Below are 14,787 nucleotides of genomic sequence, written 5' to 3'. Positions count from 1 at the left end.
TGTGGTAGAATGTAAGTATTGAAAACTAATATTCGTACTGAATTCAGCCTGTCTCAACTATCTGTGTAAAGTAAGTTACATGACTTATTGTTAGGAGGCTTTCTTAGTGAAAGATGTGTTCCAGCTTGTTTCAAAATATTCTCCACAAGGCGATCAGCCAGGAGCGATAAAAAATCTTGTCGAAGGAATCAAGCAAGGTAAGAAACACCAAACTTTGCTGGGTGCGACAGGTACAGGGAAAACATTCACCGTATCAAATGTTATTAAGGAAATTAACAAACCAACCCTTGTCATTGCTCATAACAAGACATTGGCTGGTCAGTTGTATAGCGAGTTCAAGGAGTTCTTTCCAAATAACGCAGTAGAATACTTTGTAAGCTACTACGATTACTTTCAACCTGAAGCCTATGTACCATCAACGGATACATTTATTGAAAAAGATTCTAGTGTAAACGATGAAATAGATAAACTACGACATTCTGCCACATCATCCTTATTTGAACGGAAAGATGTCGTCATCATTGCGAGCGTTTCCTGCATATATGGATTAGGTTCTCCTGAAGAGTATCGGGAAATGGTCGTTTCTCTCCGGACTGGCATGGAGTTGGAACGTAATCAGTTGTTACATAAGCTGGTAGATATCCAATATGAAAGAAATGATATTGACTTTAAACGTGGAACGTTCCGTGTTCGCGGAGACGTAGTGGAAATCTTCCCAGCTTCCCGTGACGAGCATTGTATGAGGGTCGAGTTCTTTGGTGATGAAATCGACCGGATACGGGAAGTGGACGCACTCACTGGGGAGATCATCGGTGAACGAGATCATGTAGCGATTTTCCCTGCATCCCACTTCGTAACCCGTGAAGAAAAGATGAAGGTCGCCATTGGAAACATAGAAAACGAATTGGAAGAGCGTTTAAAAGGTTTACGTGAAAACAATAAGCTTTTAGAAGCACAAAGACTTGAGCAAAGAACACGATATGACCTTGAAATGATGAATGAAATGGGCTTTTGTTCTGGTATTGAAAACTACTCGAGACACTTGACGCTAAGACCTGCTGGCTCCACTCCGTACACATTGATGGATTACTTCCCAGAGGATTTTTTACTCGTTGTTGATGAATCACACGTAACACTTCCGCAAGTTCGAGGAATGTTCAATGGAGACCAAGCAAGAAAGCAGGTTCTGGTTGACCATGGATTCCGTCTTCCTTCAGCGTTGGATAATAGACCTTTACGTTTTGAGGAATTTGAGAGTAAAGTCAGTCAGGCCATTTTCGTTTCTGCTACTCCTGGTCCATACGAACTTGAGCATACACCGGAGATGATTGAGCAAATCATTCGTCCAACCGGCCTTCTAGATCCGACCATCGATGTGCGTCCAATTGAAGGGCAGATAGATGATTTGATCGGTGAAATTCAAGATCGTATCAAGGTAAATGAGCGTGTCTTGGTTACCACGTTGACGAAAAAAATGTCCGAGGATTTAACGGACTATTTGAAGGAAATTGGCATCAAAGTCCAATATTTACACTCCGAAATCAAGACGCTTGAACGGATTGAAATTATCCGTGACCTACGTATGGGCAAATATGACGTCCTAATAGGAATTAACCTATTGAGGGAAGGACTTGATATCCCAGAAGTTTCTTTGGTCACAATCTTAGATGCAGATAAAGAAGGCTTCTTAAGATCTGAACGTTCACTGATCCAAACGATTGGACGCGCTGCCCGTAATGCGAATGGTCATGTCATCATGTATGCTGATAAAATCACCAACTCGATGGAACTAGCAATAGGTGAAACAAAGCGCCGTCGTGCGATCCAGGAAGAATACAATCTAAAGCATGGCATTACCCCACAAACGATTCAAAAGGAAATTCGCGATACCATCAGGGCTACACATGCTGCAGAGGAGAAGGAAGAATATACTCCAACTGCAAAACTGAACAAGATGACGAAGAAAGAAAGAGACAAATTAATCGAACAAATGGAAAAGGAAATGAAGGAAGCGGCCAAGGCGTTGAATTTCGAACGTGCCGCAGAGCTTCGTGACCTTATTTTAGAGTTGAAATCGGAGGGGTGACGAAACAATGGCAATGGATAAGATTATTGTAAAAGGTGCAAGGGTTCATAATTTGAAAAACATTGACGTCACGATTCCGAGAGACAAATTAGTCGTGTTGACTGGATTATCGGGATCTGGGAAGTCCTCCTTGGCCTTTGATACGATTTATGCAGAAGGGCAACGACGATATGTCGAATCGCTATCTGCCTATGCTCGTCAGTTTTTAGGTCAAATGGATAAGCCAGATGTAGATGCAATTGAGGGATTATCGCCTGCCATTTCGATTGACCAAAAAACAACAAGCCGAAATCCACGTTCTACAGTTGGAACAGTGACAGAAATTTATGATTACCTTCGTTTGTTATTTGCTAGAATTGGGAGGCCAACCTGCCCGATTCATAATATCGAGATTTCCTCTCAAACAATTGAGCAAATGGTGGATCGCATTCTAGAATACCCAGAAAGAACCAAGCTGCAAGTATTGGCTCCAGTAGTGTCTGGTCGAAAAGGGACTCATGTCAAAGTTATTGAAGAAATAAAGAAACAAGGCTATGTCCGTGTACGTGTGAACGGAGAAATCCATGACCTTAGTGATGAGCTCGAGCTGGAGAAAAACAAGAAGCATTCGATTGAAGTCATCATCGACCGCATTGTCATAAAAGATGGAATCCAGGCAAGGCTAGCAGATTCACTGGAAAGCGCGCTTAAATTAGGCGATGGCAAAGTGATCATCGATGTCATTGGGGAAGAGGAACTGTTATTCAGTGAACATCACGCCTGCCCATTATGTGGGTTTTCTGTAACAGAATTAGAGCCTAGGATGTTCTCTTTTAACAGCCCGTTTGGAGCGTGTCCTGATTGTGATGGTTTAGGTTCTAAATTAGAGGTCGACAAGGATTTGGTGATCCCGAATCCGGGGCTTTCGTTAGAAAAGGGTGCGATAGCCCCTTGGGAACCGACTAGTTCTCAATACTATCCTCAATTACTGAAATCAGTAGCTAACCATTATGGTGTAGATATGGATATTCCAATAGAAGATTTACCTTCCGCAGAACTGGATAAAATCTTATATGGTTCCAAGGGAGATAAGATTTATTTCCGTTATGAAAATGATTTTGGGCAAATCCGTGAAAATTACATTGAATTTGAAGGTGTCATCGGTAACGTTGAAAGAAGATATAAAGAGACTAGCTCGGACTATATTCGTGAGCAAATGGAGAAGTATATGGCACAGCACCCTTGTCCAGGGTGTAAAGGTTTCCGTCTTAAACAGGAGAGTTTATCCGTACTGATCCAAGGTCTTCATATCGGGAACACAACAGCTTTTTCCATTGAAGAAGCTAACGAATTTTTCCAACACTTGGACCTGACTGAAAAAGAACAGAAAATCGCAAAGTTAATATTGCGTGAAATCCAAGAAAGACTCGGTTTCTTAGCCAATGTAGGGCTCGAGTACTTAACGTTGAGCAGAGCTGCGGGGACGTTATCTGGTGGAGAAGCCCAGCGTATCCGGTTAGCGACCCAGATTGGTTCAAGGCTTACAGGTGTCCTTTATATACTGGATGAGCCATCGATTGGTCTACATCAACGGGATAACGACCGTTTGATAGATACGCTCAAAAACATGAGAGATATCGGTAATACTTTGATTGTTGTTGAGCATGATGAGGATACAATGATCGCTGCAGATTACTTGATCGATGTAGGACCAGGGGCTGGTGTTCATGGAGGGACGATTGTATCTGCAGGTACTCCTGAAGAGGTTATGGAAGATCCTAACTCCCTTACAGGACAATATTTATCAGGTAGGAAATTCATTCCGTTGCCGATTGAGAGAAGAAAACCTGATGGACGCTTCATAGAAATTAAAGGCGCTTCTGAAAATAACCTCAAGAATGCGTCAGTGAAATTCCCCTTAGGAACGTTTATCTCAGTGACGGGTGTTTCTGGGTCCGGTAAAAGTACATTGATCAATGAAATTCTACACAAAGCGTTAGCGCAAAAGCTTCATGGGGCAAAAACAAAGCCAGGGGAGCATAAGGAAATCAAAGGAATTGAACAATTAGACAAGGTCATCGACATTGATCAATCACCAATTGGTCGAACTCCTCGATCAAATCCTGCGACTTACACAGGTGTTTTTGATGATATCCGTGATGTATTCGCTTCTACGAATGAAGCGAAGGTACGAGGATACAAGAAAGGCCGCTTTAGCTTCAATGTGAAAGGTGGACGTTGCGAAGCTTGCCGTGGAGATGGAATTATCAAGATTGAAATGCATTTCCTACCTGATGTGTATGTTCCTTGTGAAGTTTGCCATGGAAAACGTTATAACCGGGAAACGTTGGAAGTGAAATACAAAGGGAAAAACATTTCAGATATCTTAGATATGACAGTAGAAGATGCAGTGGAGTTTTTCGAGAACATTCCTAAGATTCACCGAAAGCTACAGACAATTTTTGATGTGGGTTTAAAATATATCAAGCTAGGCCAACCGGCCACCACCTTATCTGGTGGGGAGGCGCAACGTGTTAAGCTTGCAGCGGAGCTTCACCGTCGTTCCACAGGTCGATCCCTGTATATTCTCGATGAGCCGACGACAGGCTTGCACGTGGATGATATTGCCAGACTATTGATCGTTCTTCAGCGACTTGTGGAAAATGGTGATACTGTTCTTGTCATCGAACACAACCTGGATGTCATCAAAGCGGCCGATTATCTTGTGGATTTAGGACCTGAAGGTGGAGACAAAGGGGGAACCATCCTTGCTACAGGTACACCTGAGGAAATTGTAAAGGTAGAAGCTTCCCATACTGGACGTTACTTAAAGCCAATTTTAGAGCGTGACCGTATCCGCATGGAGAAGTTTATAGAAGAAAAAGAACACGAGCGAGTATAATAACCTTCAAAGACCTGCATTCTAGAGTGAATGTTTCCTTTTTTGTAGAGAAACATAGTAATTCATAAATTAATCAGCAGACCAAATCCATAAGATTTGGTCTTTTCTATATCAATGAATATTTACTTTTAATCTGAAAATTAATTTAAAAGCAAAGGAGAAATTTTAATATGACAACTTCTGAAAAAAAATTAAGAATTTGCAGCAAAGGACACAAATTTTATAAAAGCACTGATTGTCCAACTTGTCCCACTTGTGAACAAGAACGCAAACCCGATAATGGATTTCTGTCACTATTATCGGCCCCTGCAAGACGTGCTTTGGAACACAATGGAATAGCCTCTTTGCAAATACTATCAACATATACTGAAAAAGAAATTTTGCAATTTCACGGTATGGGACCAGCTTCTTTACCTAAACTTAGGTCTGCTTTGATGGAAAATGGATTATCTTTTAAAAATTAATTACAAAATTTCTTATAGATATAGGAATGTATTAATGATGTTATCTGATTAATTTTGCAGGTAAAGGATATTTTAATTAGTGCATCAACATTAAAAACCAACGCTCAGAGCAGAATCCTGAGCGTTGGTTTTTGTAAATGAGGGTATGATCTCAATTGCATAATATAGTTTTATTTAAAATGTTATTTCTGCTCATTCTCGGAACTACTTACTTCTAATGCAGGTCTTTTTCGCTTTTTCATTCGTATATATGTTAAATAGCCTATTACTCTCTAAATAAGCCTGGTGTTACATTGACGTGAATTGCTAATACCCTCCAAGACTCGACATCTACGCTGTTAATCAAACGTTTGATTAATTCTTCCCGGAGTAGTGTATTTCCAAGGAAATATCGTTTTTTCTTTTGAGAATGTTGTCAGAAGCATTTGTCGAAAAAAGAAGTTCCCATTTATCGGCAGTTGACTGATATTATGAAACTTTTATCCTTATGACGCGTAAATATTGTGAGAAACGAAAGAGGGAAAAAGGGGAGTTTAAAGGATGGAAACAAATAAAGTATTAGCTTCATTAAATTATTTCAGTGTGTTTTTTGCACCTTTTTTATTGCCAATAATCGTGTATTTTGTATCGGATGATCACTTCGTAAAAAATCATGCCAAGTCAGCTTTCTTATCGCATATCATCCCGCTTGTATTCATTCCGTTAGCTATCGTTGCGGGATTTGCTGATTTCACTGTAGGTTCTGGTTTTCCTATTTTAATGATGATTTCGTTAGTGCTTTCAGGTCTTGCTTCTTTCATCATTTTCATCTGGAATATCGTTCGTGGTATTAAGATTTTAGCAAACCATTAGAAGGGGTGGAGTCTTATGGTAGAAGTGAAAAAGAAGATATTAGAATTGGTTCAACAAGGAAAGATTTCTACAGAAGAGGCTTTGAAACTATTAGAAGAACTTGATCAGGCAGAAAAGGTGAAAGCCGAAAAGGAAAAAGAGGTAGTGACTAGTCTTTCCACTGTAGTAATCGATGCAGGTGAAAAAACTGAAGAAACTGCACACAAGAAAACACATTCCTTAAAAGAAAAATTATTCGATGCAGTCCATACGGTGTTAGACAAGGTAAAAGAGCTTGATTTAGACTTCAAACTTGGTCAGTCAGTGGAAGTATCCCATATCTTTCAGCATGGGGATGCGAGTTTTGAAGATATCGATATTGATATTGCTAATGGAAAGTTGGAGTTGATTCCATGGGACCAAAGTGATGTCCGGGTAGAATGCCAAGCGAAAGTTTATCGAACGAATGAAGTCAATGAAGCGAGAAAACTTCTTCTAGAAGGAACTACTTTCACTATTGAAAATAATCGTCTTGAATTGAATACCAAACAAAAATGGATGAAATTTGATGCAAAGGTATTCGTGCCTATTCAAGAATATAATAAAGTCCGAATCCGTCTTTTCAATGGTGCCATTTCAGCTGGGAATTTGAAGGTTCAATCCCTAAATGCGAAAACAGCGAATGGGAAAATTCTCATTTCAAATGCAGCTGCTGAATTGGGGGAATTCGAAACAGCAAATGGGAATATCGAATTAAGCTCCGGTTCCTTCAAAAAGCTTGAAGTTGAAACCATCAATGGTGCTATTTCAGCAGAAGGTACTTCCGTTTACGCTGACTTACAAACATTTAATGGGAATATTAAATTGAAGCTTCATAATAAAGCAGCTCAGTCGATAGTAGCGAAGGCCGTTACAGGTAGTGTCGACTTGCTCATTCCAAATGAAGCCGCAGTCGAAGGGGAGTTGAAGTCCAATTTGGGTGGTTTTAACCTGGACCTTTCGGGAATACAAATAGTAGAAGAAAAAAATGAAGTTGCCCAAAAAACATTGAAATTCAAAATGATTGAATCGGCTTTTCATAAGCTTCAAATTGTTGCAGATACGAAGACTGGATCGATTACGGTCAAACGAAATAATGAGTAAAATAGTCTAAGAGAGGTGTTCCATGTGTCAAAGAAACTGACCCGTTCAAAAAATAATCGCAAATTAGCTGGAGTTATTGGAGGACTCTCTGAATATCTTGGTTTGAACAGTACAGTATTGCGTGTCCTATTTGCAGTAGCCCTAATTACTTCGGGAGTATTCCCAATACTGATTCTTTATGGGCTGCTAGTATTTATTTTGCCCAATAGCAGTGAATCATTTTAAACTATCAAGACCACTCTTGCTTGTAGAGTGGTTTTTTATGTAGTCTAACTTTCTTTTACTACTATTGCTTCATAGCCAGCCTTTTTCAGTTGCTCAGCCAATTTGTCAGCAGTATCCTTGTTCTGGAATGCTCCCAATTGGACTTTATATAATGAAGTTGAGGTTTTATTTATAGGTAGGGCTTTTGGTGTTGAAGTAGTAGGTTTAGATTGTTTTTTCTTCAATTTATAATACTGAGCAACGCCCTTTACAATCGCTTCTGCACAGGTCTTTTGATAATAATTACTTCTAAGAAGCTTAATTTCTTCTATATTTGTCATGAATCCACACTCAACTAAAATAGCGGTCATATAAGTTTCACGCAAAACATGAAAGTTGGCTGTTTTAATTCCTCGATTTTCTAATCCAGTGGCTACTATGAGATTTTGATGCACTTTTTGAGCTAATGACATAGCTTCCTTTGGTTGACTAGTGTAAACGAAAGTCTCGATACCTTCAGCCGTACTCCATCCACCACTCCCATAAGCATTTGCATGGATAGAAATAAAAAGATCCGCTTTTATAGAATTTGCTTTATTCGTCCGTGTTTGAAGTGGGACATCATCTTGATCTGAATGAGTAAAGATAACCTCCACGCCTTCGTATTGAGAAAGCAAGTCCCTTCCATAAAGAGCGACTTTTCGATTGAATTCGTATTCCTTCATTCCATCGGGAGAACGTTTCCCTTGCGTTTCGAATCCATGGCCTGCGTCCAGTACAATTTTCATCTATGATCACCTCTATTGGATAGAATCAATATTATTATATGATCAAAAGGTGAAAATGGGGCGGGCCCCCTGGTTAGATAATAATTGATTTCAATACCTGGTTACTTGATGATTGAAACGGTATCGATCTCCTCTATATGCAGTTCGAACATATTCAAAAGGAGTACCGGTTTGTAAGTATGCCGTTCTAATAATCTGTAAAATGGGTGAACCTACTTCAATATTTAGATACTCTGCCAATCGATTATCAGCTAGGATGGCTTCAATATCTTGTTTGGCTTCTTGGATTTGGAGTCCTTTTTGTGTTTGCAAAAATTCATAGAGTGACCCGTATGCATCCTCTTTTTTCATATCTCCAAAGAGATGAGCGGGAAGGTAGGCTGTTTCAAATGCCATGGGAACATCGTCTGCCAGTCTGATTCGTTCAATTTGATATATTTCTTCATTTGTTCCTAATGCCAATTGTGCGGCTAGTTGGGGAGTAGCTGCTTTTTTCTCAAAGTTTATCAAAATGCTATTTGGAGTCATGCCTCGCTTAACCATTTCTTCTGAAAAACTAGTAAGTCCTTGTAGGACCTGTTCAAATTTTTGTTCTTTCACAAATGTTCCTAACCCTTTTTTCTTAAAAAGGATTCCTTCTTGGACTAAGTTGGAAAGTGCTTGGCGAACGGTCATCCTGCTTACTTCAAACTGTTCGGTAAGCTCGCGCTCTGAAGGGATGGCTTCATTAACCTTCCATTTACCCTGCTCGATTTGCTGCTTCATCCATTCCTCTAGCTGGTAATAGATCGGCACAGGAGATTGCTTATTGATCATTGAGATTCATCCTTTCTTCAAACTAAGGAAAGTGCGTCTTTATCAGCAATTAGGGTGACTGAAGGATGGTTCTTTAATGCTGATGCTGGGAAATCAATCGAGACTTCTCCTGTTAGCAATCTTTTAACAGCCTCTGCTTTCGAATCTCCTGAGGCAAGCAAAAGAATTTCCTTGCTATTTAAAATAGTTCCGATTCCCATCGTGATAGCCTGTTTAGGGACCTCGTCTAGAGATTTAAAGAAACGGGCATTGGCTGTCCTTGTACTGTCTGTAAGCTCTACAATATGTGTACGTTCATGGAAGCTTGTGCCTGGTTCATTGAATCCAATATGACCATTATGTCCGATCCCTAAAATCTGTAGGTCAATACCGCCTAATACTTGAATTAGATCCTCATATCTAAAGCCTTCCATTTCCAAGTTTACAGCAGTTCCATCCGGTATATGAGTGTTACTTTCTATAATATTGATGTGGGAAAAAAGCATATTTTTCATGAAAGTGTGATAACTGTTTTTATGGCTTTTAGATATACCGATATATTCGTCTAAATTGACCGTCCTAACATCTGTAAAGGAAAGGTCATTCTTCTTATAGCTTTGGATTAATTGTTTGTATAAACCCACTGGCGTACTCCCCGTTGCCAATCCCAATACTGCTGTTGGATTTTGGTTTATGATTTCAGTAATTTTCTTACAAGCAAGTACGCTTAATTCTTCATAATCATTGGCCTTAATGATCTGTATTGCCATCCCATTCCCTCGCTTCATTAGAGTGGTTGATGATAAACGATTTTCCCTCTGCAAATGGTCATCACTATTTCTAATTGTTCATTTAATACAACCAAGTCAGCATCCTTACCTTGAGCAATGCTTCCTTTTCTATCAAAAATTCCAATTTGCTTTGCAGGGTTGACGGTTGCCAGTTTGATGACGTCTTCTAGTGGAAGGTCAGTAACGGAATGTACCATCCGGATACAATCAATCATACTGACGATGCTTCCAGCTAAAGTACCATCGCCTAATGAGGCTTTATTTTGGTTAACCAGAACGGCTTGCCCACCAAGTTCGTATTGGCCATTTTCTAATCCCTTCGCCCTCATGGAATCTGTGATTAGAACTACACGATCGATTCCCTTGGTTTGTAAGACGAGATTAATTAATTCAGGGCGAAAATGAATCCCGTCGCAAATTAATTCAACAGTAAGCTCATTCCTTAGCAACCCGGCGCCAACTACACCAGGTTCACGATGATGGAGGCCGCTCATGCCATTGAAAAAATGGGTAACGTGGCATGCACCCGCTTCAATTGCTAGAACTACTTCATCATAGGTTGCATCTGAATGGCCCACCGAAACAATAACATCATTTTGTGAAAGCTCCCGAATGATTGGGAGGGCTCCTTCCATTTCAGGTGCAAGAGTTATAAGTTTAATACTATTTCCTGAAGACTCCTGCCATTTCCTGAATAAGGCAAGATCCGCCTTCTTAATATGAGTATCAGGCTGTGCGCCACGTTTGGAAGGGTTGATAAAAGGGCCTTCCAAATGGACCCCAACAATTTCAGCTCCATCGTAAACGGTATTTGAAAATACGTTAATGACTTTCAATGCTTTTTCAATATTTTCTGGGCTTTGTGTCATCGTTGTTGGCAAGAAACTAGTAGTACCTTCACTTGGTAAGAAAGAGCTCATGGCTTTTAGAGAGTTTTCCGAGCTATCCATGGCATCCGCTCCGGCAGCACCGTGTATGTGAATGTCAATAAATCCAGGAACAATTTTTACACCAGCAGGCAAAGAAATTTCTTCAACAGGACTAAAATCTAATTCTTCTTGGGATACAGCCAACAACTTTCCATTTTGCATATATAAAAATCCATTGGATATGACTCCTTGTTCTGTATAGATGTCTGCGTGCTTAAGTACAGAGATGGACATTAGGATTCCTCCTTTTTTTATAGTGTATCAATTTTGTTAGCTAGATGTCTAGACCAGTGATGGGGATGTAAAAAATTTCATGGATTCGTGATGGTAGAAACGATTGATGTCCAAATGTAATTAAAAACTTGGCCATGTTAATGATCACTTTAAAATGGCCAGTAATAGCAGTTTTATTTACTCCTTAAATAATGATACTATTAATGTACTATAGAAGTTTCATAAGGGGGATGAAAATGCCAAAAGTTCAGACTAAGGATTTGATGGAGAAGTTTGACCTGGAGTTAGTCAGTGGTGAAGAGGGAATTAATCGTTCCATTACTACAAGTGATATTAACCGTCCGGGCATTGAAATGGCTGGATTTTTTGAGTATTATCCTGCTGAACGTATTCAATTGATAGGGAAGACCGAGCTGTCCTTCTTCAATACTTTGACCAAAACAGAACAAAGGCACAGGATGGAAATGCTATGTACAGACATCACACCGGGAATCATTGTAACAAGAGGATTTGAAGTCCCAGAAGAGTTAATAGAGTTTTCCGAACGTGAATCAGTACCTGTCCTCCGTTCAAATATGCAAACAACCCGTTTTACAAGCAGGGTGACCAATTATTTAGAGAGTAAGCTTGCCCCAACAACTGCAGTACATGGTGTATTGGTAGATATTTCTGGTGTGGGTGTGCTTATTACCGGTAAGAGTGGCGTTGGTAAAAGTGAAACGGCATTAGAGCTTGTGAAAAGAGGTCATCGTCTTGTCGCTGATGATTGTGTGGAAATTCGTCAAGAAGACCAGGATACACTGATTGGTACCGCTCCTGAACTCATTGAACATCTTCTAGAGATTCGTGGACTTGGTATCATCAATGTGATGACCTTGTTTGGAGCAGGAGCTGTTCGAAGTAATAAACGAATCTCCTTAATTATCAATTTGGAATTATGGGAGAAAAATAAACAATATGACCGTCTTGGCCTTGAGGATGAAACCCAAAGGATCATCGATACGGATATTACAAAGTTGACTGTTCCAGTACGACCAGGTCGAAACTTGGCTGTCATTATCGAAGTGGCATCGATGAACTTCCGATTAAAACGGATGGGCATGAATGCGGCACAGCAATTTTCCAGCAAGCTGTCTGAAGTGATTGAAGAAGGGGATCATGAGGATCTTTAATAAACTAAGAAAGAGGTAAATAGAAGATGGAGAGCGAGATTCGACCATTAAATCCGATTGCACTCGACCTAGGACCATTACAAATTCATTGGTATGGAATCATCATCACAGTTGGGATCGTCTTAGCTTTGATTCTAGCGATGAGGGAATCGGAAAGAAGAGGACTTCAAAAAGAAACTTTTTTAGACCTAATACTTTATGCAGTGCCGATTGCTATTTTATCAGCCCGCATCTATTACGTGATTTTCCAATGGGACTATTATTCTCAAAATCCTGGTGACATCATTAAAATATGGAACGGCGGAATTGCCATACATGGCGCATTAATTGGTTCTGTCATTACAGCAATCGTCTTCGCTAAGAAGAGAAACATTTCTTTCTGGAAGCTTGCGGATATTGCGGCTCCAAGCATTTTATTGGGGCAGGCAATTGGTCGCTGGGGGAATTTCATGAATCAAGAAGCGCACGGAGGAGAAGTAAGCCGTGCATTTTTGGAAAACCTAATGCTTCCTGATTGGATCATCAATCAAATGTATATCGAAGGGGTTTATTATCATCCAACCTTTTTATACGAATCGTTATGGAATTTCGCAGGTGTCATAATCCTGATCTTATTGCGTAGGGTGAATTTACGTAGAGGTGAATTGTTCCTAGGTTACGTTATCTGGTATTCCATCGGACGTTATTTTGTAGAAGGTTTACGAACAGATAGTTTGATGTTGACGGATACGCTGCGAATAGCGCAGGTAATATCTATAGTCCTGATTGTCATTGCAGTAGGATTAATCACAATCAGACGTTTGAAAGGCTATTCTAAAGAGGGATATCTAGAATCCTAGAGGGCAAGGAGAGGAAGCAGAATGAACAAGAGCACATTGAAAAACGGGCTTGCCTCTGGATTGAAGACAACATGGACGTTAGGGAAGATTATCTTTCCCATCACATTTATTGTGACAGTCTTGAAACATACACCTATATTAGATTGGATTGTGACATTCATAGCTCCATTAATGAAGCTGATTGGATTGTCAGGTGAAGCGGCCATTCCGTTAGTAGTGGGCAATTTTCTGAACTTATATGCTGGGATTGGGGCGATCCTATCCCTTGACTTAACGGTAAAGGAAGTTTTTATACTTGCCGTTATGCTTTCGTTTTCTCATAACATACTCGTCGAAACTAGTGTGGCCTTGAAGGTCGGAGTAAAGTTGTGGGTCATTCTGGCTGTCCGTTTGGGATTGGCATTGGTATCCGCCTTTGTGATTAACCTCGTGTGGAATGGCGGCGGAGAGATTGCCCAATATGGTTTTGTAAGTAAGAAAACTGAAGTGGTAGAAGGTATTATCCCTATCATATTAGAGGGTCTTGAAAAAGCATCGTACGGAATTTTACAACTCGCACTAATCGTCATTCCTTTAATGGTCATCATTCAAGTGATTCGAGACTTGAAATGGATGGAGCTATTTTCAAGAAAAATGGCTCCTGTTACGAAGATGCTTGGGATGAAAGAAAATGCGTCCCCTACTCTAGTGACTGGATTGGTAATTGGATTGGCTTATGGAGCAGGAGTCATGATCCAAGCAGTTAAAGAAGACGGAGTCAGTAAAAAGGATGCGACATTGGCATTCATTTTCTTGGTTGCGTGCCATGCTGTTGTGGAGGACACGCTGATTTTCCTACCATTAGGCATCCCTATCCTTCCGTTATTCTTGATCCGTATCATAACCGCCTTTGTTTTAACGATGATCGTTGCCTATGTATGGAATCGAGCAGAATTGGCGAAAAGAGAGGAAATCACCTATGAAGCATAACATCACGACGTTATTATTTGATTTAGACGGAACACTGATCAATACCAATGACTTGATTATCGCTTCCTTTATGGAAACCCTTAATCATTATTATCCTGAAAAATATAAAAAAGAAGATATATTGCCTTTCATTGGTCCACCTCTTCGTGACAGTTTTTATTCTGTCGATCCTGAAAGAATGGAAGAAATGATCCTTCGATATCGAGAACACAATTTGAAAAATCATGATTTATTAGTGACGGAGTTTGAAGGAGTCTATGAAACAGTGGAGGCTCTTCATAAGGCGGGCTTTAAGCTTGCGATTGTTTCTACTAAAATCCATAATACAGTCTTAAGAGGATTGAAGCATTGTAGGCTCGATACATTTTTTGATGTAGTTATAGGACTGGATGATGTAGAAAAAGCAAAGCCAGATCCTGAACCACTTTTTAAGGCTATGAAGCTACTTGGTTCTAATCCAGAAGAAACGATGATGGTTGGTGACAATCATCATGATGTCGTAGCAGGACAAAATGCAGGGACCCTTTCAGTTGGAGTAGCTTGGACAATGAAAGGGCGAGAGTATCTGGAAGAATATAACCCAGACTATATGCTTAATCACATGAGTGACTTGCTAGAAATTTTAAAAGTGGAAGTAAAGTGATTATTGAATAAAGTGCGG

At 40.0% G+C, this 14,787-nt stretch carries 14 protein-coding genes; 10 read left to right on the top strand and 4 right to left on the bottom strand.

Features of this window, described 5'->3' with window-relative positions; genetic code table 11:
* Positions 1 to 106: 106 nt before the first annotated feature.
* From uvrB to G3O09_RS00995, 6 genes are all read left to right on the top strand, one after another.
* Positions 107 to 2,086, top strand: coding sequence for an excinuclease ABC subunit UvrB (uvrB, locus tag G3O09_RS01020; RefSeq protein ID WP_163099173.1), 1,980 nt, complete (start codon positions 107 to 109; stop codon positions 2,084 to 2,086).
* 7 nt (positions 2,087 to 2,093) lie between these two features.
* The gene (gene uvrA, locus G3O09_RS01015) at positions 2,094 to 4,967 is read left to right on the top strand and encodes an excinuclease ABC subunit UvrA (protein WP_163099171.1); all 2,874 of its coding nucleotides are present in this window, start codon (positions 2,094 to 2,096) and stop codon (positions 4,965 to 4,967) included.
* A 170-nt stretch (positions 4,968 to 5,137) separates the two neighbouring features.
* Positions 5,138 to 5,431: an RNA polymerase alpha subunit C-terminal domain-containing protein gene (locus G3O09_RS01010; protein ID WP_163099169.1), complete on the top strand. Its 294-nt coding sequence runs from the start codon at positions 5,138 to 5,140 to the stop codon at positions 5,429 to 5,431.
* Between the two features lie 540 nt (positions 5,432 to 5,971).
* The gene (locus G3O09_RS01005; RefSeq protein ID WP_163099167.1) at positions 5,972 to 6,283 is read left to right on the top strand and encodes a magnetosome magnetite crystal formation protein family; all 312 of its coding nucleotides are present in this window, start codon (positions 5,972 to 5,974) and stop codon (positions 6,281 to 6,283) included.
* 15 nt (positions 6,284 to 6,298) lie between these two features.
* Positions 6,299 to 7,405: a DUF4097 family beta strand repeat-containing protein gene (locus G3O09_RS01000; RefSeq protein WP_163099165.1), complete on the top strand. Its 1,107-nt coding sequence runs from the start codon at positions 6,299 to 6,301 to the stop codon at positions 7,403 to 7,405.
* Positions 7,406 to 7,429: 24 nt separating this feature from the next.
* The gene (locus G3O09_RS00995; RefSeq protein WP_163099163.1) at positions 7,430 to 7,630 is read left to right on the top strand and encodes a PspC domain-containing protein; all 201 of its coding nucleotides are present in this window, start codon (positions 7,430 to 7,432) and stop codon (positions 7,628 to 7,630) included.
* A 44-nt stretch (positions 7,631 to 7,674) separates the two neighbouring features.
* On the opposite strand, the gene G3O09_RS00990 is transcribed toward G3O09_RS00995, so the two are convergent.
* From G3O09_RS00990 to nagA, 4 genes are all read right to left on the bottom strand, one after another.
* Positions 7,675 to 8,397 (bottom strand): N-acetylmuramoyl-L-alanine amidase, encoded by a 723-nt coding sequence (locus tag G3O09_RS00990; RefSeq protein ID WP_163099161.1) that lies wholly within the window; start codon positions 8,395 to 8,397, stop codon positions 7,675 to 7,677.
* Positions 8,398 to 8,487: 90 nt separating this feature from the next.
* Positions 8,488 to 9,213: a GntR family transcriptional regulator gene (locus tag G3O09_RS00985; RefSeq protein WP_163099159.1), complete on the bottom strand. Its 726-nt coding sequence runs from the start codon at positions 9,211 to 9,213 to the stop codon at positions 8,488 to 8,490.
* Positions 9,214 to 9,230: 17 nt separating this feature from the next.
* Positions 9,231 to 9,962 carry a glucosamine-6-phosphate deaminase gene (gene nagB / locus G3O09_RS00980; RefSeq protein WP_338048395.1) on the bottom strand — a complete coding sequence of 244 codons (732 nt, stop codon included), beginning with the start codon at positions 9,960 to 9,962 and terminating at the stop codon, positions 9,231 to 9,233.
* Positions 9,963 to 9,979: 17 nt separating this feature from the next.
* On the bottom strand, positions 9,980 to 11,146 hold the full coding sequence (nagA, locus tag G3O09_RS00975; RefSeq protein WP_163099157.1) for an N-acetylglucosamine-6-phosphate deacetylase: 1,167 nt from the start codon (positions 11,144 to 11,146) through the stop codon (positions 9,980 to 9,982).
* A gap of 236 nt (positions 11,147 to 11,382) precedes the next feature.
* On the opposite strand from nagA, the gene hprK reads away from it, so the two are divergent.
* The 4 genes from hprK to ppaX are packed head-to-tail and all read left to right on the top strand — an operon-like array spanning position 11,383 to position 14,769.
* Entirely contained in the window at positions 11,383 to 12,318 is a 936-nt protein-coding gene (gene hprK / locus G3O09_RS00970) for an HPr(Ser) kinase/phosphatase (protein ID WP_163099155.1), read from the top strand.
* Between the two features lie 26 nt (positions 12,319 to 12,344).
* The gene (gene lgt / locus G3O09_RS00965) at positions 12,345 to 13,157 is read left to right on the top strand and encodes a prolipoprotein diacylglyceryl transferase (protein ID WP_163099153.1); all 813 of its coding nucleotides are present in this window, start codon (positions 12,345 to 12,347) and stop codon (positions 13,155 to 13,157) included.
* Positions 13,158 to 13,178: 21 nt separating this feature from the next.
* Positions 13,179 to 14,126, top strand: coding sequence for a nucleoside recognition domain-containing protein (locus G3O09_RS00960; protein WP_163099151.1), 948 nt, complete (start codon positions 13,179 to 13,181; stop codon positions 14,124 to 14,126).
* Entirely contained in the window at positions 14,116 to 14,769 is a 654-nt protein-coding gene (ppaX, locus tag G3O09_RS00955; protein WP_163099150.1) for a pyrophosphatase PpaX, read from the top strand. Before G3O09_RS00960 ends, ppaX begins: the two co-directional genes overlap by 11 nt.
* The last annotated feature ends 18 nt before the right edge of the window (positions 14,770 to 14,787 follow it).

This window comes from Peribacillus alkalitolerans, from assembly GCF_010882125.1.
Lineage (GTDB): Bacteria > Bacillota > Bacilli > Bacillales > DSM-1321 > Bacillus_BN > Bacillus_BN alkalitolerans.
The sequence above is the reverse complement of the archived record's forward strand: the minus strand, read 5'-3'. Positions and strand labels throughout refer to the sequence as shown.